Source organism: Vagococcus sp. JNUCC 83 (assembly GCF_053667615.1).
Map to the genome: position 1 here is coordinate 2,316,967 of NZ_CM132204.1, position 21,344 is coordinate 2,338,310.

The following is a 21,344-nucleotide window of genomic DNA, read 5'->3' on the forward strand; positions in this document are numbered from 1 at the left end:
AAATAATGAAGCCTTTAACACTAACGTTAGAACATTTTGGCCCATATGACCATGAAACGATTGATTTTTCTTCTTTTTACGCGCAATCATTGTTTTTAATATCAGGAAAAACAGGCTCAGGAAAAACAACGTTATTTGATGCGATGAGCTATGCTTTGTATGGTAACACGTCAGGTGATTCTCGTGAAGCCAAAGAAATGCGGTCAAATTTTGCTACGATTGATGATGTGACACGAGTGACTTTTGTTTTTGAGCAAGATAAAAAGACGTATCACATTGTGCGAGAGCCTGAACAATTACGTCGTAGATTACGAGGCGACGGAGAAAAACTTGAGAAAGCTAAGTCAGTATTGACTATCTTTAATGAAGAAGGAAAAGAAGAAGCACAGTATACCAAACAGATGGATGTGAATACCTACATCCAAAATTTATTACAACTTAGTGCAAAACAATTTGCTCAAATAGTCATGTTACCTCAAGGTGATTTTCAACGATTTTTACAGTCGGATAGTGATAACAAAGAAACTGTCTTACGGCAATTGTTTGATACCTCGATGTATCAAGAGATTGCTAAACAATTAAAAGAAAAGAAAAAAGTTCAATCCAATGAATTAAAAAAAGAGCAACAAAAACTATCAACCTTATTTGAGCAAGTTAGTTGGGATGAGGAGTGTTTAGAGAATTTAAAAAACGATCTAACAGTTGATGAAAAACTTGCGTTGTATGGTGAACAGAAAGAACAGAAAGAACAGAATATTACCCATCTAAATCAAGCTATCACAGAGATGACTAAACAAAAAACACAATTAGCAACGGAGTTAGATTCTGCAAAGACGTTATTAAATCTGTTTGTAGAAAAAGAAACGACGTCCCAATTGTTAGAAAAAAGATTACTTGATAAAGAGGCAATCAATCAATTAAAACAGTCATTGCATGAGTTTACGCAACTAGAGCCATTGGAAAAAATATTAAATGACAGGTTGTTAATCAACCAAAAAATAACACGTTTAGAAGAAGATACGCTTGCGACACAATCCTCTCTAAAAGAAACAGAAGAACAGCTCAGTCAACTGGTAGAAAAAAAAGAAAAACTAGAGTCGCAGAGTCGTGAGATGAAAGAATATGACAAACAGTTGATTCATTTAGAGGACTTGTTACCATTGTTTGAGGAAAAGTCAGTTTTAATGGAGAAATTATCTCAATTAACCACAATAGAAAAAAAACAATTAACAGATAAAGCCACACTGGACAAAAACTATCTTGCTGATAAACAACGGACAGAAAAAATGCAAGAAGAGATTAATCTGATTCCGACAATTTATAAGCAACAAGCTGAACTAACTGATACAATAGTGCAAAAAGAAGCGTTATTATTCAAAGTTAATAGCTATGAAAAAAATGAAGCTATGAGTCTATCTTTAGATAAAGAACTAAAGGAACTTCATCAAAGAAAAGAGTTGCTTGAACAAGAAGATAAGTCATTGCAAAGTGAATTATCTAAAGTGAAAGATCAATGGGCAAGAGGTCAAATCGCCCGTTTGAGTTTAGAGTTAATCGATGGGTCGCCGTGTCCAGTATGTGGGTCAGTGGAACACCCAACACCAGCTCATGCTACAGAGCTATCAAAGGAAGAATTTGAACAACTTGAGCAGTCGTTAGAATCACTCACAAATCAGCAAGAAGATATGGTTAAAACATATAGCAAGTTACAAGCTAACTATGAGTCATTGTGTGACAAACAAATGCTTATCCAATCAACAAGAGAAGAGTTATCATACGTAATTTCTGCTGAGTTATCAGAGTATTTGCCATCTGAGTGGTTAAGGATTGTCACACGCGAAGTGAATGAATTAAAAGAGCAATTGGAGCAACAAAAAACACAGCTGAATCATCTAGAGCAACAAAAAAGAGACTTAGAACAAGCAAGAGAGCAATTGGCTAAAGCAGAACACTCATTAGAAATGATTAAGCAAGATATCCAACAAACTCAAGAAGATAAGCGATTAGCCCAACATAGTCAAAAAGAGTTAGAGAAACGTTTGGGTGAAGAATTTTCAACTTTAGAAGAGGTAAAAAAAGAACAACAAAGCTTAACGCATAAGCTTGAACATTGGCAAAAAGATCAGAAAGAATGCCTTGAAAAAGTGTCAGAAACTACCAAAGAAAAAACGAGATTGGAAACTAGGATAGAAGAGCTAGAAAAAAATAGACTAGTCGAAAAAAATACATTGGCAACATTAGAAGATAAAAAGGCAGAGTATTTATCTATGTACCAATGGAGTGAAGAAAAACTACAAACAGTGTTACAAGATAAGGAAAATAAAACGTCCTACGACGAACAAGTCACTCAGTTTGAAAAAGAAGTGTATGCATTAAAAGATACCCTGTCAACGTTAGAAAAGAAAACCCATCAAATAGAAAAACCAGATGTATCTGTTATTGAAGAGCGTTATCAAACGATTTTAGAAGAATATGAAACACTCGTGGATAATAAACGTGAGCAAGAAATTAAATTGGAACAAAATAATCGTATCATTCAAACCATTACTCAGTTAATGGCAAGCATCAAAGACGAGATGACTCGCTTGTACGAATTAAGTGTGCTCTCAGATGTTTTAAATGGAGATAGTGATAATAAATTGAGTATTGAGCGATATGTGTTACAAAGTTATTTACGTAAAATCCTAACAGTAGCAAATCAAACACTCAAACGTTTAACACGAGGTCGGTATACGTTTGCTTTAAGAGACGAGACACAGTCTTCAAAGAAAAAAACAGGGCTTGAAATAGATATCTTTGATGATAATGTGGGGCAACTTAGAGGAGTAAATACATTATCAGGTGGAGAGAGTTTTATTGCGTCTCTTACATTAGCATTGGCACTAGCTGAGGTCATTCAAAGTGAATCAGGTGGTGTAAAGATTGATGCTATGTTTATTGATGAAGGGTTTGGTTCATTAGATGAAGAAGCACTTGAAACAGCGATTCGAGCGCTTGAAACAATGGGAGAGAGTAATCGTTTGATAGGGATTATTTCTCATGTTAACGAACTCAAAGAACGTATTCCACAACAATTAAAAATATCAGTGTCTAAAGACAATCGAAGTCATGCGACACCACAGCTAGAATTCACATAAGGAGTGGTAAAATGAAGTGGTCCATACCGGAAAAAGTTATAGAAGAAGGACGAGAGTGTGCCAAAGAGGGCCGTGTTGTCTCTTGGTCTAAAAATCTAGAAAGACGTGTATGGTACGCTGAAGTCATCGGAAGTGAGATGCTTTATGTTGAATTAGATGGCACAGCTAAAGAAGATGATGTCTGCCAGTGTATGTATTGGGAACAACATGGCTATTGCAAGCACACAGTAGCAGTTGAAATTGCGATGCGTGATAAAGGTGTCTCACGATTTATTCCACGAACGGAATTAAAAGAGGTAGAAACACCGAAAGTTATGTCACCAGCCGTTGTATTTACCAAGGGATTTGAGCGACTACAAGATACAGAACTTAGAAAGCTTATTCGTCAAACTGATGATTTATTTTTAACCTATGGTGTGGATATCGTCCCAACGTCAGAATACCATGAGGAACAATCAGTTTTAGGGTTACATTTGAGAATTGGGCGTCGTGATACACCTAAAAAGACATATATTGTTAAAAATATTGCCGAATTTTTAGAAGCTTATAGACAGGATAAAGAAATACGCATCAGCACGATTAATTGGAAAGTAGGAGCTAGCGCCTTTAATTCAGAAGACAATGCACTTATTAATGATATGCTAGAAATGTTGTATCAGCAGTCGTTAGTGATTAATAGTCATTCACAAGCAAAATCAATTATTGATAGACGATATTTGATTTTGAGCAAACAAATGGCGAGACAATTATTCGATCATTTTAAACAGGATAAATCATTTATGATTAAAGGATTCGATACACAAATAAAGCGTTCTGTGATTCATCAAGGGAAAATTCCATTAACAGTGACGCTTTCTCCTGTAGGATTATCTGATTACGAGTTGACGATTATTGATCCCTTTATTGTGTTTTTAGAAGAATATCAATGGCTAGTTGGAATGGATGGTTTTTACGAACTAACAGAAGAACAGGTAGCAAGTTATCAAGTGCTTACACAAATGTTGAAACGTCTTGATAAGCCAACAATCTATTATACAAAAGACCAAGTTAGTTCACTATTTTCTTATGTGTTACCTCAACTGGCATTATTATGTGATTTTGAGTTACCCGAGTCACTGGATGATGAGGTATTGCGTTATTCACTAGATATTAAATTGTATTTTGATAAAGAAGAAGATAATTTAGTTGTTCGAGTAGAATTTTGTTATGGAGATTATATTTTTTCTAATGACCCAAAGTACAATACGTCAATAGGTGAAGAGGGGGCTGTGTTACGAGATAAAGTCCAAGAAGAGCGCTTGATTACCTTACTTCGTCATTATGGTTATGGCACATATGCACAAAAATATAGTAAGACATTTCCAAATGATTTAGACCGTTTTTACTTTTTTACAAGAGAAATCCCTACTCTTGAAAAATACACACAAGTTCATTTGTCAGATGAGATAAAAGCTTTGTATTTATCTGCTGAAGACCACCAACCTAGAGCGCGCATCATTGAAAATGGGTCTTGGTTTGATATTCAATTTGATATATCGTCTGTTGACGAAACAGAAGTGAATGATGTGTTAAGTAGTTTGATGCAACATAAAGAATATCATCAATTGCGTAATGGACAGGTATTGATGCTTGATGATGATGCTTATAAAGAAACCAACCAAATGCTTCGCTTATTGCGTGAGGATATCCGATTAGATGGTAATCGTTTAGAAGTGCCAACTTATCGTAGTTTGGTGCTAAGTGAGGCGATGACCCAACTATCCGATGTGGAGACGAGTGATTACTTTGAAACGATGGTTGATGAGCTGACACACCCAGAAACGGTGGAACAAGCTTTGCCAAACCAACTTAATGCAACATTAAGAGATTACCAAATTACAGGGTTTAAGTGGTTTAAAACGTTAAGTAAGTACCATTTTGGTGGGATTTTAGCAGATGATATGGGGTTAGGGAAAACCATTCAAACTATTGCATATTTATTATCTGAAAAAGAAGAGGGTGAATTAACTAAACCCAGTGTGATTGTGGCACCAGCCAGTTTATTATACAATTGGCAGCTTGAGTTAGAAAAATTCGCACCTAGTTTAAAAACCAGACTGATAATTGGTAGTAAAGAAGAGCGAAATGCTCAAATTGGCTCACTAGATGACGTAGATGTAGCAATTATTTCATACTCAACTTTACGTCAAGATAGCACAGAGTTTAGAAAAATTGATTGTCATAGTGTGATTTTAGATGAAGCTCAGATGGTAAAAAACTCGGCAACGAAAACTTTTAAATCAATTGCTGAATTAAAATCAGATCGTGTGTTTGCGTTGAGTGGTACACCGATTGAAAATCGTTTAGAGGAATTATGGTCATTATTTAAATTATTAATGCCGGGATTTTTCCCACCTATGAGAAGTTTTAAACAGTTAGAAACCACTGAAATTGCCACAATGATTAAACCTTTTGTATTACGTCGGGTGAAAAAAGAAGTCTTGCAAGATTTACCAGATAAAGTGGAAACAGACAGATACTCACAGTTAACAGACGAACAAAAAACGGTTTATGTGGCATATTTAAAACAAATTCAAGAATCAATGTCACAGTTAAACGAAAAAGATTTTAACAAACAACGTATGTCGATTTTAGCAGGCATTACTCGTTTGCGCCAAATTTGTTGTCATCCAGGATTATTCATTGATGATTACCAAGGTGGCTCTGGGAAGTTAGACCAAGCTCTTGATTTAATTGAGCAGGCTAAGAGCAATGGAAGACGCGTGTTGCTGTTTTCTCAATTTACTGGCATGTTGAGTATATTGGAAGAAGAGCTAGCTAAAAGAGATGTTGGTACGTTTTACTTGCGAGGAAGTACGCCAGTCAAACAACGTCAAGAGTTAGTCGAGAGATTTAACCGTGGAGAAAAAGATGTGTTCTTGATTTCTCTAAAGGCAGGGGGTACAGGATTAAACCTTACGGGAGCAGATACGGTCATTTTATATGATTTATGGTGGAATCCTGCAGTGGAAGAACAAGCGACAGGTCGAGCGCATCGTATTGGTCAAACTAGAAAAGTAGAAGTGTGGCGTTTATTAGCTGAGGGGACAATTGAAGAACGAATGAACCAACTTCAATTAGAGAAAAAAGCTTTATTCCAAAAAGTTCTTCACTCAGAAGATGCTCCAGAATTATCTTCTATGACAATGGACGATATTAGACATATTTTAGCTGTTGGTGACGAAGATTAGCATGAAAGGCAACTCTTTCATGTTTTTCTTTTTGTGTGATATAGTTATTTTTACAGTATTTATTTAGGAGGAGTCAAATGGTAAAACGTTTTTTTTCGTATTATCGACCATATAAAACATTGTTTATTATCGATTTTACGTGTGCAATTATCGCAGCATTACTTGAATTATCATTTCCAGTGATTGTTAATCAAGTGATTGACAAAATTATGCCACTGAAAAATATCCGGTTGATTTTATTAGTGAGTGCGGCATTATTTGGATTTTATGTAATTAATACGGCATTACAGTATGTTGTGGTTTATTTTGGTCATAAATTAGGGGTTAATATTGAAACAGATATGCGTAATGAGTTGTTTACGCATTTGCAAAAACAACCGTATGATTATTATGATAACCAAAAAACAGGGAAATTAATGACACGTTTAACGAGTGATTTATTTGAAATTTCAGAATTAGCACATCACGGACCAGAAGATATTTTCATCACCATTATGACGCTTGTTGGGTCGTTTTTATTAATGTATCAAATCCATGCACAATTAGCGTTTGCAACAGCTGTGATGGTGCCGTTTATTACAATAGCATTAGTTTTTTTCAATAAAAAAATGACAAAAGTTAATACGACGATTTATGAAAATCTAGGTGAGTTTAACGCAGGGATTGAAGCCAGTGTGAGTGGGATTCGAGTGACACAAGCTTTTGCGAATGAAGAATATGAAGTGCCTCGTTTTGCTGGATTAAATGAATTGTATCGCAAATCAAAGTTAGCTTTTTATAAAACGATGGCAGTGAGTTCTTCTTACAATTATTTGATGATTCGATTGATTAACCTATTTGCTTTGTTATTTGGGTCTTACTACACGATAAGAGGAGATATTACCAATGGAAATTTTGTTGGATTTATCTTGTTATCTAATGTGTTTGCTCGACCAATCGAAAAAATCAACACTATGATAGAAAGTTATCCAAAAGGGTTTGCCGGATTTAAACGCTTTGTCGAAGAAATCGATAAAGAGCCATCTATTCAAGATAGTGATACAGCTTTTGAATTAACAGATGTTACGGGGAATATTGAGTACAACAATGTGTCATTTAGTTACAGTGATGGGACACAAGTGTTTGATAACCTATCATTAACGATAAAACCAGGTGAAACAGTGGCCTTTGTTGGTCCAAGTGGAGCAGGCAAGACCACCCTTTGTCATTTGTTACCACGCTTTTATGAAATTAGTGAGGGAAATATTTTGATTGATGGACAATCTATTCGGGACGTTACTCTAAAGTCATTGCGTGAACAAATCGGATTAGTCCAACAAGACGTCTTTTTATTTCCAGGAACGATTAAGGAAAATATTTTATATGGACGACTGGATGCGACAGATGAAGACGTGTTAGAAGCGGTGAAATTAGCTCATTTAGCACAAGTGATTGATAGCTTACCAGATGGACTAGACACAGTGATTGGCGAGCGTGGTGTGAGATTATCTGGTGGACAGAAACAACGTGTGGCAATTGCTCGTATGTTTTTAAAGAATCCACCTATTTTAATTTTAGATGAAGCAACCTCTGCGCTTGATACAGAAACAGAGCAAGTGATTCAAGAATCACTAGGTTCACTTGCAAAAGGAAGAACCACATTAATTATTGCGCACCGTTTAGCGACGATAAAAGATGCCACTCGCATTGTTGTCGTTGATACGACAGGAATTGTAGAAAGTGGCACACATGATGAGTTAATGGAAAAACAAGGGGCATATAAAAAGTTATATGATGCCCAATTTAGAAGTTAAAAAATTTACCAAGAGTGATAATGCTCTTGGTTTTTTTTGTTTGATTCTTTTACTTGATAGTATATGATAAAATAATAAGTGATTATTAAATGAACGAAAAAAAAGCGAGGTGATAATAATGTTTTTTCTTCTTCAACTATCAGTACTATTAAATATATCTTTTTCTTACTTAGTGATTAATAAATCTATTTTAAAAAACAAAAAAACGATTCCACTTTTATTGGTCATAATAGGTATGATCATGGCGATAGGAACAGTAGTCATGACGTATCAATTCTTTGATCGGTTACTTTTATTTTTCTTATTATATTTATTGACTGTCAAATCACAAAAAGATAATCAAGTATTTTTGTCCGCCATTATTGTTTTGTCATCATTTTTAATTCCAATCGGGTTATCGTATATAACCGCGAAGATAGTTCGATTATTTTTAAATTTCGATTGGAACATTGATTTAGGATTGTTAGTTTCAGAAATATTTTTGTATTTCTTGATTTATGTGGTAAGTGTATCAGTGAGAGATAAGATTGTCCCTTTTATTCAATCTCGAAAAAAAGAAAAAGTAATAGCTGTCAGTTTGTTAGCAGCCTATGCAGGTTATGAATCATATGAAATATATAAATATTATTTTGGAACAGACGTCCCAGTTTTGGTAAGCATTATTATCATTATTGCGTTCGCTGTATTAATTTATAATTCGACTCAATCTATTTCAAGCAGTCAAGAACTTAAAATAGAAGTGGAAAAACAAAAATTAGAAGTTAAATATATGAATGAATACGCGAAGCAGATAGCAAAACAGTACAATGAAATCAAAAAATTTAAACATGACTATGTCAATATTTTGTCTTCTCTAGATTATTTTATCCAATCAAATGATATGGAAAAGCTAGCCCTGTACTATAAAGATGTGATAAGACCAACACAAGAGCTATTAGATAAAAATTCTTTTAATTTTAAAGAGCTTTCAAATATAAAATCTGATGAATTAAAAAGTATCCTTGCAATCAAAATGTTGCTTGCAAAAGACCAAGATGTATTTGTACAAATGGAAGTACCAGATGTGATACCAGATAATTTGCCAGTGGATTTTGTGGTATTAATACGGATGATCGGGATTTTATTTGATAATAGTATAGAAGAAGTGGTTCATATACCAGATGGGAAAATAGAAGTTGGCCTGTTTGCAGTGGGTGATGATTATTTGTTTGTCATCAAAAATTCAATTAGGAATAACACACCAGCTCTGCATCAATTAGAAATCGAAGGATTTTCAACGAAGGGTGATGATAGAGGACTTGGTTTATCCAACTTAAGAGAATTGAGTAAACGACAAAAATACCTTATGTTAGAAACAGTTATGACAGACAAGTTCTTTATCCAAAAAATAATGATAAAATCAGGTGGTGAGTAGATGGTCCCCATATTTATTTGCGAAGATGACGAAATACAACGACATCGTTTAGAAAATATCATCAAAAAACATCTGATGATTGAAGACTATGACATGACAATCGTTCTCTCAACAGATAATCCAACTGAATTATTGGATTATTTAAATAGGCATCAGGATGTTAGAGGCTTGTATTTTCTAGATATTGATTTAAGTCAAGAGATGAATGGCGTTGAATTAGGAGCGGCTGTTCGAAAGAAAGATATATATAGTCGAATAGTGTTTATCACAACACATAGTGAATTAATGACACTTACATTTACATATAAAGTAGAAGCGATGGATTTTATTACAAAGGATGAACCAGAGTCTATTCAGAAAAAAGTTCAAGAATGTTTGAAACGAGTGAATGAGTATCATACATCAGTGACGACAAAAGAAGTTGATAGAATAAAGCTAAAAATCAACAATCAAATTAGAGTATTTGATTTAAACGATGTGATGTTTTTTGAAACGACTGGTATGTCACATAAACTGAAACTACATTTAGAGAATAGTTGGATAGAAATGTATGGTAGTCTTAATGAGATAGAACAGTTGACAGAGGATTTTGTACGTATTCATAAGTCTTATGTGGTGAATAAACGAAATATCATGACAATCGATCAAAAAAATCGTGAGTTAACGATGAACAATGGTGAGAAATGCATGGTGTCAGCTAGAAAAGTCAAACTATTGAAATGATAGGAGATGTTTAGGATGAAACGGTGTGAATGGGCAAATAGCAATGATTTAGAAAGACAATACCATGATAAGGAATGGGGCACACCAACTTATAATGATGAGGTATTATTTGAATCACTCATTTTAGAGAGTATGCAGGCAGGACTAAGTTGGTCAACGATACTAAAAAAAAGGGATACGTTAAGAAAAGCGTATGATGGATTTGACGTGGATAAAATTAGTCAATATTCGACAGATAAAGTGGAGTCTTTAATGAAGGACGAGGGTGTGATTCGTCATCGACTAAAAATCCAAGCAACAATTAGTAACGCGCAATCTTTCAAAGCAATACAAAATGAATTTGGAAGTTTTAGTGATTATATTTGGTTATTTGTTGATTTTAAGCCTATTAAAACCCATTGGGAAACAATCGAATCAGTTCCTTCGTCTAGTGAACTATCCGATAAAATCAGTAAAGACTTGAAGTTAAGAGGATTTAAGTTTTTAGGTACGACAACCGTTTATGCTTTCATGCAGTCAGTAGGTCTTATTGACGATCATGTGGTTGATTGTTTTAGACGAACAGGGAGCACTCATTAACGTTTACGCAACGATAAGTGTCGTTTAGGGAATTTTTATAAATAAAGGGTATTTTTTCTGATATCATTGACTCAAGATAAAAAGACAATTATTTGTGGGAAGCAGGAGATGATGGACATGAAAAAAATTATTGACTTACCTGATTTTATTTTTATATCGCTGTTATTTATAGGGTTATTCTTACTCACTGTGGGTAATGTTGAATTAATTGTTGTCATGATGATTCTTATGTTCGTTTTATTGTGTGTATCCATTATGTTTTATATTGACCAAAAAAAGAGGTTAAATAAGAGGAGATGAGCTGATTGAATAATAAAGAGCAGCAAAAAAGATTTGCTCAGCAGTCAAACATCAAAACCAGTGAATTTAACCGATTGAATACAAGTCAAACAGAACCTTTAAATATAACTACTTTATTACCAAAAGACCTAGATGGGATAAATGATATACGTAATCTTTCTTATTATGTCATTTATGCGATATTGTCCGTCGTATTATTTTTTGGTCAATGGCTTATTGGGAAAATATTATTAAATAAAGAGATGTTTTCGTCAACAACATTCTTAATGGTTGTTTTATCAGTTAGTGTGATTTTGCCAGAAATTGCATTAAAAATTTTTTATTTCGTGAAAAAGAGACCTAATTGATTTTTTAAGCCTTTAGTAAGTAAGAGGCTTTTTCTTATGATATAAAACGAAAGGAAGTCAAAGTATGCAACATAAAGAAATAGATGAATTGTACCGTGAAAATACCAGTCGATTGACAAAAATTTACGGTATCTTATTTAAAATTGATGTGGGGTTATTTCCCTTTTTATTTATTGGCATGTTGTTTGGTAAGGGCACGATAGAGCTATATTCTAGCTTAATTGCTTTTATATTAGCTATATTATTATTTTTTTTATTTATTTTTGATGCTTATTTTCGGATTAAAAAGGGAAAGCAACGAGAGAAAGATGAAAAAAGGATATAAAAAAACCTTGAATGGATTAACCATTCAAGGAAGGAGTTGTTTTTATTTACTTTGGAGGAGTAAATAAAATGAAAAAGTTTGTTAGGGTTGTTTTGTTGGTACATTTATATAATATCCAGAATTTGTGAATTTTCTGTTAACAAATCGTGTAATAATTATAAAGATTTGTTTAAGAAATAACTTTTTATTGAAATCCCCCTCACTAATTTTAAGCAAGGGGGAATGATAAACAATCGTTAGGAAGGCTTAATGAATTTGACAATATCCACCTAGAATGGGATGAGGGTCAAAATCTTCAGATAATACTGGCATGTCTGTAGCGATTTCTGTTGCATTGTATCCAATAACATAAGCAACCATAATTGCAATGGCAATAACTATTATCATAATCATCCACCTCCTAAAAAATAAAAATAGTCCTAACCAAATAAAGAGGCTAGGACTTGAAAGAACAAACATATTTTAAGTAATATGTTGAGCTTTAGCACTATACAACGTAAAGAAAATTCTTAGCTATCTTATGAAAAGCCTTAACGACAATTCCTGTTCTACCCATTGGTGTCTCTCGACGTTTTTGGGCAATAGCCTGTGTTTGCATAGGAGCCTCACCTAACAAAATTCATTTATCGTGTCTTATTTTAACAGGAAATATAGTTTTGTCAAACTTTAAGGTGTTTCGTGATTAAAAAAATCGTTACAGGGATGGTCAGAGCAATACTAATCCCACTAAAAATAATTGCTACCCATTCTGTCACAATGAGTTTGCTGTTAACAAGTTGGGTAAGACTATATTTTAAATCGAATACCCAAATTAAGATAGCAAATTGGCTACCAATTGCAGCGAAAACTAATGTATTAATGGTGGGACCTAACACATCTTTTCCGACAGTTAACCCAGATTTTTTCCATTCCTCAAGTGATAAATGAGGCAATTGTTCTTTAATTTCCATCATGGAAGATGTAATAGAAATCGCAATATCATTGATTGCTCCAACAACTGTCATTAGTAGGACTGCTACACTTAAATCAATAAAGGAAATTCCAATGTGTAGTGAGTACATATCCATCTCCATTAACCCTTCAAGAGGAATACCTTGAAGATGTAAAAAGGAAGTAGCCAACCAAAGTGGCAATAACATCAGTAAAATGATGGAAGTACTGCTCAGAAAGGCTGTCTTTGTAGAAAGGTTGTAGCCATTTATATTAAATAAATTATTGGCACTAATTAAAATAGACGTGAGGACGGTTAAAAAAATGGGCGAAAAACCTAAATTAATGCCTAAAATCATAACGAATAACATTGCAAGATTGATTAGTAATGTTACTAACGTCAGTATGCCTTTTCCTCGCTGAAAGTACCACAGTAAGCCAAGTAATATGACAAATAACATAGCATTAACACTCATTTTAAGACCTCCTTGTCATAAGCACACTAGCAATGTAACTTGTAATAGGGATAGTTAGCACAATACCGATACTACCAACTAGGGCACGTGTCATCTCTAACGATAAAGAAATGGGGAAAGTGTAGTTAAATGACATCTCGTTTCTTAAAAATATGAGAATTAAAGGGATTGAACCACTCAAATAAGAAAAGAACATAATGTTTATCATTGGTCCAATTACCTCAGAGCCAACTTGTATCCCTGAATTGTAAAGCTCTTTTTGAGAGAGGTTATGGTGTCTCTCAGAAATTTCATTCATCGCCGTGTTAAGTGTAATGGAAATGTCCATCGAAGCACCCATTGTCCCAATCAACAAGCTTGAGAGAAACAGAACATGCTGTGGACGGGTAATTAACTCCATTTCTTCATATCGCAACCCCTTATGTCTGAGCATTGAAATAATAACAGCCCCAATAATAAACGTCACGAAGGTACTAAATATGGTTGTAAGAATTGAAATTTTTGTCTTTTTATGCCAACCATTTGAAATAATTAATGTGCAACAAACAATGACAGGGAAAAACAATAAGGTCAACCAGACCAAAGATTGGCTACTGATATGTTCGTAAATTAGTAATAACAAATAAAATAGCCCTGTATTTATAACTAAGCCCAGAATGGAAGCTACACCACTTTTTCTTCCAATAAGAATGAGAAAAATAACAAAGAATAACATCAGAATAGCTAAACCGGTATCTCTTTTTGTATCAGTAATTGTTGCTTGTGAGAGTTGATTATCTTTGATAGAAAGAAAAACCAAATCCCCCGTTTTATATTCTTGATCTTTAATTTTTGATTGACTAAATGTATTTGATAGATTAATTGTTTGCCCTCTAAATTTAGTAGACAACACAGTGAGTGTGATTTGCTGAGTCGTTAACCGATCCTTGTTTTGATGTTCATCTACTGCATCATTTGTTTCTAAAATTTTGCTAGCAGTTACTTTACCCAGTGGCTCTTTGTAAGTGTCATATTGAAGTGTACGGTAAATCCAAAAAATATTTACCGTCAAAATGATAATAGAAAAAATCTTCCAAATTTTATTTTGTAACAAAATTGAGCCTCCTAGTAAAAAGATAATTAATATTGTGACAGTTATATTATCCTGATTTTTTATTTAAAGAACAACCATTTACTTTTATTATTAGTTTTTTAATTGTTTTATAATAAAATTGATTATGACAGTTATAAAATATATAACAATGAATACTTTAAAAAAAGTAACCCAAAATTTGAGGCTAGGTGCCACATAAACCCATGCCATCCATAGTCCTAAAATAATCACTAATTGTTGTTTTAAATTTAAATTTCTAATCAGTAACCATCTTAAAAAATCGTCATCATAAGACTTTGTTTTCAAGTATTTTTGATATAATTTCATAAATCATCACCTCCATGTTATACCCTCTTTTTTTATAAAAAAAGTAGATTTAAAATCACTTTTGTGTTAAAATTCACTTATTAAAAAACATCTGAATGGCATTAAAATATTTAATTGATTATAGCATAGATGAATGAATTAATTTTTGTTATTTATGTAAAAATATAAAAAAAGGTTGACAGAATTGTCAGATAAGACTATATTTACTTTAATAATATTTTAATCAAATTCCAATTTAAAAGGGGAACATCATTATGAGAGAGTGCAAGAATAATTTAGTCATTATTTTATTACAGGTTAGGAACTAGGACACGTTGGGTGAAAAAACATCTACAGGTCGAGTTCCTATTTGTTGTAAGATAATGGGATTCTTGCCTTAAAGCATTCCATTAAGTGTCATACTTAAATGGAGTGCTTTTTCTTTTATCCTAAGGAGGAAATAATATGAGAAGTGATAAAATTAAAAAAGGTGTCGACGCTGCACCGGCTAGAAGTTTATTATATGCCACAGGTCAAGTGAAAAATGCAAAAGATATGAACAAACCATTTATTGCTATTTGTAATTCGTATATTGATATTGTCCCTGGACATGTCCATCTAAGAGAGTTAGCAGATATTGCTAAAGAAGCCATTCGTGAAGCTGGAGGCATTCCATTTGAATTCAATACAATTGGTGTCGATGATGGGATTGCGATGGGACATATAGGGATGCGTTACTCACTTCCTAGTCGAGAAATTATTGCCGATGCAGCAGAGACAGTGATTAATGCCCATTGGTTTGATGGTGTCTTTTATATTCCAAACTGCGACAAAATCACTCCAGGAATGTTAATGGCAGCTGTTAGAACAAATGTACCAAGTATTTTTTGTTCGGGAGGTCCGATGAAAGCAGGGATTGATCCTAATGGTCGAGCAGCAACTTTATCATCCATGTTTGAAGCAGTGGGAGCCTTTAAAGATGGTGGTATGAGTAAAGAAGACTTTTTATTTATGGAACAAAATGCTTGTCCAACATGTGGTTCTTGTGCTGGGATGTTTACAGCCAATTCAATGAATTGCTTGATGGAAGTTTTAGGGATGGCCGTTCCATATAACGGAACAGCATTAGCGGTCTCTGATGAGAGACGTGAGTTAATAAAACAATCGGCTGTTCATTTAATGAACCTTGTGGAAAAACAAATCAAACCCAGAGACATTATTACAAAAGAAGCAATCGATGATGCATTTGCATTAGATATGGCAATGGGAGGCTCAACCAATACAGTATTGCATACGTTAGCTATCGCTAATGAAGCGGAAATTGAATATGACTTATCAGACGTCAATGAAATAGCAAAACGCGTGCCATATTTATCTAAAATTGCGCCATCGTCTTCTTACTCAATGCATGATGTTCATGAGGCAGGTGGTGTGCCAGCGATTATTAATGAATTAACAAGTATGGATGGTGCCATTCATCCAGATCGTATCACGGTGACCGGAAAAACATTACGTGAAAATGTTAATCATGCCTTAATTAACAACGAAGAAGTGATTCGGCCAAAAGAAAATGCGTATAGTCCTGTTGGTGGTTTGTCTATTCTTTATGGGAACATCGCACCAGAAGGTTGTGTGATAAAAGTTGGGGGAGTTGATCCATCCGTTTCAGTTTTTAAAGGCAAAGCGATTTGTTTTGATTCTCATGATGAGGCAGTTGAAGCCATTGATAACCATACCGTACAAAAAAGTCATGTGGTTGTCATTCGTTATGAAGGACCTAAAGGTGGACCAGGAATGCCAGAGATGTTAGCCCCAACGTCAAGTATTGTTGGACGAGGTTTAGGAAAAGATGTGGCCTTAATCACAGACGGTCGTTTTTCTGGAGCAACACGTGGTATTGCTGTCGGACATATATCGCCAGAAGCAGCAGCAGGTGGACCAATTGGATTAGTTAAAGATGGCGATGACATCGAAATTGACTTGATAAACAGAACGATTAACTTAGTAGTATCATACGATGAATTAGATGAGAGAAAATCTAAGAAAAAACCATTTAAAGCCAAAGTAACAAAAGGATACTTAGCAAGATATACAGCACTTGTAACATCAGCGCATACAGGAGCGATTATGAAAATACCTGACAATTTGATGGGGGAATAAAGGGGGTAAGTTGTATGAATAAAAAAGGAACAGAACTATTTATTGATTCCTTATTGGATGAAGATGTTGAGATGATATTTGGTTATCCTGGTGGAGCCGTTTTACCATTGTATGATAGCTTATATGATAAAAAAATTCCCCATATTTTAACGCGTCACGAACAGGGGGCTATCCATGCAGCAGAAGGATATGCTAAAGCTAGTGGAAAACCTGGCGTTGTGCTAGTCACAAGTGGTCCGGGTGCTACAAACGTTGTGACAGGAATTGCCGATGCGATGAGTGACTCTGTTCCACTTATCGTATTTACAGGGCAAGTTGCTAGTAGTGGCATTGGAAAAGACGCGTTTCAAGAAGCGGACATTTTAGGATTGACCATTCCGATTACTAAATATAACTATCAAGTGAGAAATGTCGAAGATTTACCAAAAGTGATTAAAGAAGCGTTTCATATAGCAACAACGGGAAGAAAAGGCCCTGTGGTGATTGATTTACCAAAAGATATCACATTGGATGAAACACCAGTAAAAAAACTAGAGGATGTACATATTCCTAGTTATCAACCGAATTACAAACCACATATTAATCAAATAAAAAAAGTAGTCACTGCAATAAATGAATCAACAAAACCCGTTTTTTTAGTTGGTGCAGGTATTCATCATAGTGATGCTACACAAGAATTTAGAGAATTATTAGAAAATTCTAAAATCCCAGTTATTTCGACTCTTTTAGGACTTGGAATTGTTCCAACAGAAGATGAACTATTTTTAGGGATGGGTGGAATGCATGGCTCTTACGCAGCAAATCAAGCGTTGATGGAAGCTGATTTACTCATAAATATTGGGTCACGATTTGATGATCGATTAGCTAGCTGTCCAACAAGTTTAGCTAAAGATAAAAAAATTATACATGTGGATATTGATCCAGCAGAAATTGGAAAAATTATTCCAACAGATATTCCAATTGTTGGGGACGCAAAAGAATTTATTACATTATTAAACAATGAAACGTTTAAAACAGATGATTATAGCGAGTGGCGAGAAACAGTTAAACATTATCAACAAGAGGCTCCGTATAGTTATGAAGAAACAGTGGAAGAAATCAAACCACAAAAAGTCATCGAATTGATAGGGGAAATTACCAATGGCGATGCGATTATTGCAACGGATGTTGGTCAACACCAAATGTGGACAGCTCAGTTTTATCCGTTTAAGCATCAAAACCAATTAATTACTAGTGGCGGACTTGGCACGATGGGATATGGTATTCCGGCTGGTATTGGCGCCCAATTAGCTGATCCAGACAAGCAGGTTGTTATTATTGTTGGTGATGGTGGATTTCAAATGACCAATCAAGAGTTGGCGATTTTAGAGCAGTATGGGTTGTCGCCAAAAATTGTGTTGATAAACAATCATTCATTAGGAATGGTTCGTCAATGGCAAGAAAGTTTCTTTAATGAAAGACGTTCTGAATCAGTGTTTGATAATCAACCAGATTTTCAAAAAATGGCAGAAGCCTATCATCTGAAATCTGTGAAGCTAGATAATGCTGAAACATTGGAAGATGAGTTAACTCAAGCATTTAAAGAAAAAGAGCCAATGGTCATTGAGATTAATTGTTCACCAACTGAACATGTTTTACCAATGGTTCCACCAGGTAGACCTAACAATGAAATGATTGGGGTGGTGAAAAGATGAGACGAATAATTTCAGCGAAAGTTAGAAACACATCAGGTGTATTAAATCGTATTTCAGGAGTACTCACCAGACGTCAGTTTAATATTGAAAGTATTTCTGTAGGTGTCACGGAAAACCCTGAAGTGTCAAGAATTACCATAGTTGTAAGTGTAGACTCAGATTTTCAAATGGAGCAATTGATTAAACAATTAAATAAACAAATTGATGTCATCAAAGTCATTGATATGAGTGCAGATTCTCATTTAGAGCGAGAGTTAGCTTTAATAAAAGTAGCGACAACTAGTGCAAACAGACAAGAAATTATGTCGATGATTGAACCATTTAGAGCAAGTATCATTGATGTTAGTGGTCAGTCGATTATTATCCAGATTGCTGGAAGCAGTGAAAAAATTGATGCGTTAGTGGATGTGTTAAAAGTATATGGGATCCAAGAGCTTGCGAGGACCGGTATTACAGGGTTACTTAGAAGTTCTATAAAATAAAAAAACAAACTTATCGGAGGAATTAATTATGGCAAAAGTATATTATGAAGATTCAGTTCAAGGAGATCAATTAGAAGGAAAAAAAATCGCAATCATTGGTTATGGTTCACAAGGTCATGCTCATTCACAAAACTTACGTGACACAGGTCATGATGTGATTATTGGTATCCGTGAAGGTAAATCAGCAGATGCTGCAAGAGAAGCTGGCTTTGATGTGTTTCCAGTAAGTGAAGCAGTAAAACAAGCTGATGTTGTTATGATTTTAGCACCAGATGAAATCCAAGGTGATTTATACAAAAATGAAATTGCTCCTTATTTAGAAGCAGGAAATGCCTTAGCGTTTGGGCATGGATTTAATATTCACTTTGATGTAATCCAACCACCAAAAGATGTGGATGTGTTCTTAGTTGCACCAAAAGGCCCAGGTCATTTAGTTCGTCGTACGTTTGAAGAAGGATTTGCAGTGCCATCACTATTTGCAGTTGAACAAGATGCTACAGGAAATGCTCGCGATATTGCACTAGCTTATACAAAAGGTATCGGAGCAACTCGTGTTGGGGTATTAGAAACAACGTTTAAAGAAGAAACAGAAACAGATTTATTTGGGGAACAAGCTGTATTATGTGGTGGAACAACAGCTTTAGTTCAAGCAGGATTTGAAACATTAGTAGAAGCAGGTTATCAACCAGAAATTGCTTACTTTGAAGTATTGCATGAATTAAAATTAATCGTTGATTTAATGTATGAAGGTGGTATGGAAAAAATGCGCGACTCTATTTCTAATACTGCTGAGTATGGCGATTATGTTTCTGGACCACGTGTTGTAACGGCTGAAATAAAAGCGCGCATGAAAGATGTATTAACTGATATTCAAGATGGAACTTTTGCTAAAGGATTTATTGAAGATAATGCAAATGGTTTTGAAAAATTCTATGGATTAAGAAAAGAACAACAAGGACACCAAATCGAAGCAGTAGGTAAAGAGTTGCGAGAAATGATGCCATTTGTTAATAACAAATAGGGGGCGTGTCAATGGTTTCTTTAGTCACAAGTGAGCAAATAGAACAAGCCAATGATGTGTTGGAGCCGGTGGTTAACAAAACACTGCTCCAATATGATGATTATTTATCCAAAAAATATGATGCAACCATTTATTTAAAACGCGAAGATTTACAAATTGTTCGTTCGTTTAAATTACGTGGGGCATATTATGCGATTAGCCAACTCCCACAAGAAAAGTTAGAAAAAGGTGTGGTTTGTGCCAGTGCAGGAAATCATGCACAAGGTGTGGCTTATACATGTTTTAAGATGGGGGTTCCTGCAACCATTTTTATGCCCGTGACAACACCAAAACAAAAAGTAAATCAAGTAGAAGCATTTGGTGGAGACCAAGTGAGTATTAAATTGGCTGGAGACACATTTGATCAATCAAAAGATATGGCCATTCATTATGGCAAGGAACATGATTTAACGTTTATCAATCCATTTGATGATGAAAACATTATTGCCGGCCAAGGAACAGTGGCTCTTGAAATAGGTAATCAATTAAAAGAAAAAGAGTCGTCACCTGCAGATTATGTCTTTGCTCCAATTGGTGGTGGTGGATTAATTAGTGGTGTCAGTGCATATCTAAAAGATAAAAGTCCCTCAACGAAAATTATCGGTGTGGAGCCAGTGGGTGCAGCATCAATGTTGTTATCATTAAAAGAGCAACGTGTTACACCACTTTCACATTTGGATAAATTTGTTGATGGTGCAGCAGTACAAGAAGTCGGTCAGATGACATTTTTACATAGTCAACAATTTGTTGATGATGTTTGCGAGGTACCTGTTGGAAAAGTTTGTAGCACGATATTAGAGCTGTATACAAAACAAGCTATTGTCGTAGAGCCAGCAGGGGCGTTATCTGTCACAGCTTTGGATGATTACAAAGATGAAATTAAAGGAAAAACAGCGGTGTGTATTATCAGTGGTGGTAACAATGATATTCAACGTATGCCTGAAATTGAAGAGCGTTCACTCATCTATGAGGGATTAAAACATTATTTTGTGGTGAATTTTCCACAAAGAGCAGGTGCGCTGAAAGAATTTGTATCAGATGTTTTAGGCCCACATGATGATATCACTAAATTTGAATACACAAAAAAACTTAATCGAGGAAGTGGCCCAGTTGTGATTGGTATCTTACTACAAGACCATGATGATTATGCCTCGTTGATTGAGCGATTAACTATTTTTGATCCAAATTATATTAATTTACAAGAAAATGAATCACTATATACATTACTAGTTTAAAGGAGAGAATGTCATGAACAAGATGAGTCGAGTTTACCGCTTATTATTAAAGCAGGACCC

The 21,344-nt window shown here is 34.7% G+C and carries 17 protein-coding genes and 1 riboswitch; of the genes, 13 read left to right on the top strand and 4 right to left on the bottom strand.

Translation table 11 applies throughout. The annotated features are described in order from the left end of the window. Positions 1-5 precede the first annotated feature (5 nt). From JNUCC83_RS11380 to JNUCC83_RS11415, 8 genes are all read left to right on the top strand, one after another. Positions 6-3,137, top strand: a complete 3,132-nt coding sequence (locus JNUCC83_RS11380; protein WP_454460065.1) for an AAA family ATPase — start codon at positions 6-8, stop codon at positions 3,135-3,137. Between the two features lie 11 nt (positions 3,138-3,148). After that, on the top strand, positions 3,149-6,367 hold the full coding sequence (locus JNUCC83_RS11385; protein ID WP_454460066.1) for a DEAD/DEAH box helicase: 3,219 nt from the start codon (positions 3,149-3,151) through the stop codon (positions 6,365-6,367). 77 nt (positions 6,368-6,444) lie between these two features. Continuing rightward, the gene (locus tag JNUCC83_RS11390; protein ID WP_454460067.1) at positions 6,445-8,160 is read left to right on the top strand and encodes an ABC transporter ATP-binding protein; all 1,716 of its coding nucleotides are present in this window, start codon (positions 6,445-6,447) and stop codon (positions 8,158-8,160) included. Positions 8,161-8,401: 241 nt separating this feature from the next. Then, positions 8,402-9,574, top strand: coding sequence for a GHKL domain-containing protein (locus tag JNUCC83_RS11395; RefSeq protein WP_454460068.1), 1,173 nt, complete (start codon positions 8,402-8,404; stop codon positions 9,572-9,574). Then, positions 9,575-10,297, top strand: a complete 723-nt coding sequence (locus JNUCC83_RS11400) for a LytR/AlgR family response regulator transcription factor (RefSeq protein ID WP_454460069.1) — start codon at positions 9,575-9,577, stop codon at positions 10,295-10,297. A gap of 15 nt (positions 10,298-10,312) precedes the next feature. Further along, positions 10,313-10,876, top strand: a complete 564-nt coding sequence (locus tag JNUCC83_RS11405) for a DNA-3-methyladenine glycosylase I (protein ID WP_454460070.1) — start codon at positions 10,313-10,315, stop codon at positions 10,874-10,876. 305 nt (positions 10,877-11,181) lie between these two features. After that, positions 11,182-11,523: a hypothetical protein gene (locus JNUCC83_RS11410; protein ID WP_454460071.1), complete on the top strand. Its 342-nt coding sequence runs from the start codon at positions 11,182-11,184 to the stop codon at positions 11,521-11,523. Positions 11,524-11,587: 64 nt separating this feature from the next. After that, positions 11,588-11,848, top strand: a complete 261-nt coding sequence (locus JNUCC83_RS11415; RefSeq protein ID WP_454460072.1) for a hypothetical protein — start codon at positions 11,588-11,590, stop codon at positions 11,846-11,848. Between the two features lie 246 nt (positions 11,849-12,094). Here JNUCC83_RS11415 and JNUCC83_RS11420 read toward each other — a convergent pair whose 3' ends face one another. The 4 genes from JNUCC83_RS11420 to JNUCC83_RS11435 form a co-directional block, all read right to left on the bottom strand. Continuing rightward, positions 12,095-12,235 carry a hypothetical protein gene (locus tag JNUCC83_RS11420; RefSeq protein WP_454460073.1) on the bottom strand — a complete coding sequence of 47 codons (141 nt, stop codon included), beginning with the start codon at positions 12,233-12,235 and terminating at the stop codon, positions 12,095-12,097. Between the two features lie 76 nt (positions 12,236-12,311). Next, positions 12,312-12,472, bottom strand: a riboswitch (M-box (ykoK) riboswitch). A 35-nt stretch (positions 12,473-12,507) separates the two neighbouring features. Then, a complete protein-coding gene (locus JNUCC83_RS11425; RefSeq protein ID WP_454460074.1) occupies positions 12,508-13,254 on the bottom strand; it encodes a YibE/F family protein in 747 nt (248 codons plus the stop codon). A 1-nt stretch (position 13,255) separates the two neighbouring features. Next, positions 13,256-14,347: a YibE/F family protein gene (locus JNUCC83_RS11430; RefSeq protein ID WP_454460075.1), complete on the bottom strand. Its 1,092-nt coding sequence runs from the start codon at positions 14,345-14,347 to the stop codon at positions 13,256-13,258. 90 nt (positions 14,348-14,437) lie between these two features. Then, positions 14,438-14,674, bottom strand: a complete 237-nt coding sequence (locus JNUCC83_RS11435; RefSeq protein WP_454460076.1) for a hypothetical protein — start codon at positions 14,672-14,674, stop codon at positions 14,438-14,440. A gap of 444 nt (positions 14,675-15,118) precedes the next feature. On the opposite strand from JNUCC83_RS11435, the gene ilvD reads away from it, so the two are divergent. From ilvD to ilvA, 5 genes are read left to right on the top strand one after another with little or no spacing between them, the layout of a single operon-like run. Continuing rightward, a complete protein-coding gene (ilvD, locus tag JNUCC83_RS11440) occupies positions 15,119-16,813 on the top strand; it encodes a dihydroxy-acid dehydratase (protein ID WP_454460077.1) in 1,695 nt (564 codons plus the stop codon). Positions 16,814-16,827: 14 nt separating this feature from the next. Further along, positions 16,828-18,507 (top strand): biosynthetic-type acetolactate synthase large subunit, encoded by a 1,680-nt coding sequence (ilvB, locus tag JNUCC83_RS11445; RefSeq protein ID WP_454460078.1) that lies wholly within the window; start codon positions 16,828-16,830, stop codon positions 18,505-18,507. Further along, positions 18,504-18,989: an acetolactate synthase small subunit gene (gene ilvN, locus JNUCC83_RS11450; RefSeq protein WP_454460079.1), complete on the top strand. Its 486-nt coding sequence runs from the start codon at positions 18,504-18,506 to the stop codon at positions 18,987-18,989. Before ilvB ends, ilvN begins: the two co-directional genes overlap by 4 nt. Positions 18,990-19,017: 28 nt before the next feature. Then, positions 19,018-20,010, top strand: coding sequence for a ketol-acid reductoisomerase (gene ilvC, locus JNUCC83_RS11455; protein ID WP_454460080.1), 993 nt, complete (start codon positions 19,018-19,020; stop codon positions 20,008-20,010). Between the two features lie 11 nt (positions 20,011-20,021). After that, positions 20,022-21,284 (top strand): threonine ammonia-lyase IlvA, encoded by a 1,263-nt coding sequence (ilvA, locus tag JNUCC83_RS11460; protein WP_454460081.1) that lies wholly within the window; start codon positions 20,022-20,024, stop codon positions 21,282-21,284. Positions 21,285-21,344 lie beyond the last annotated feature (60 nt).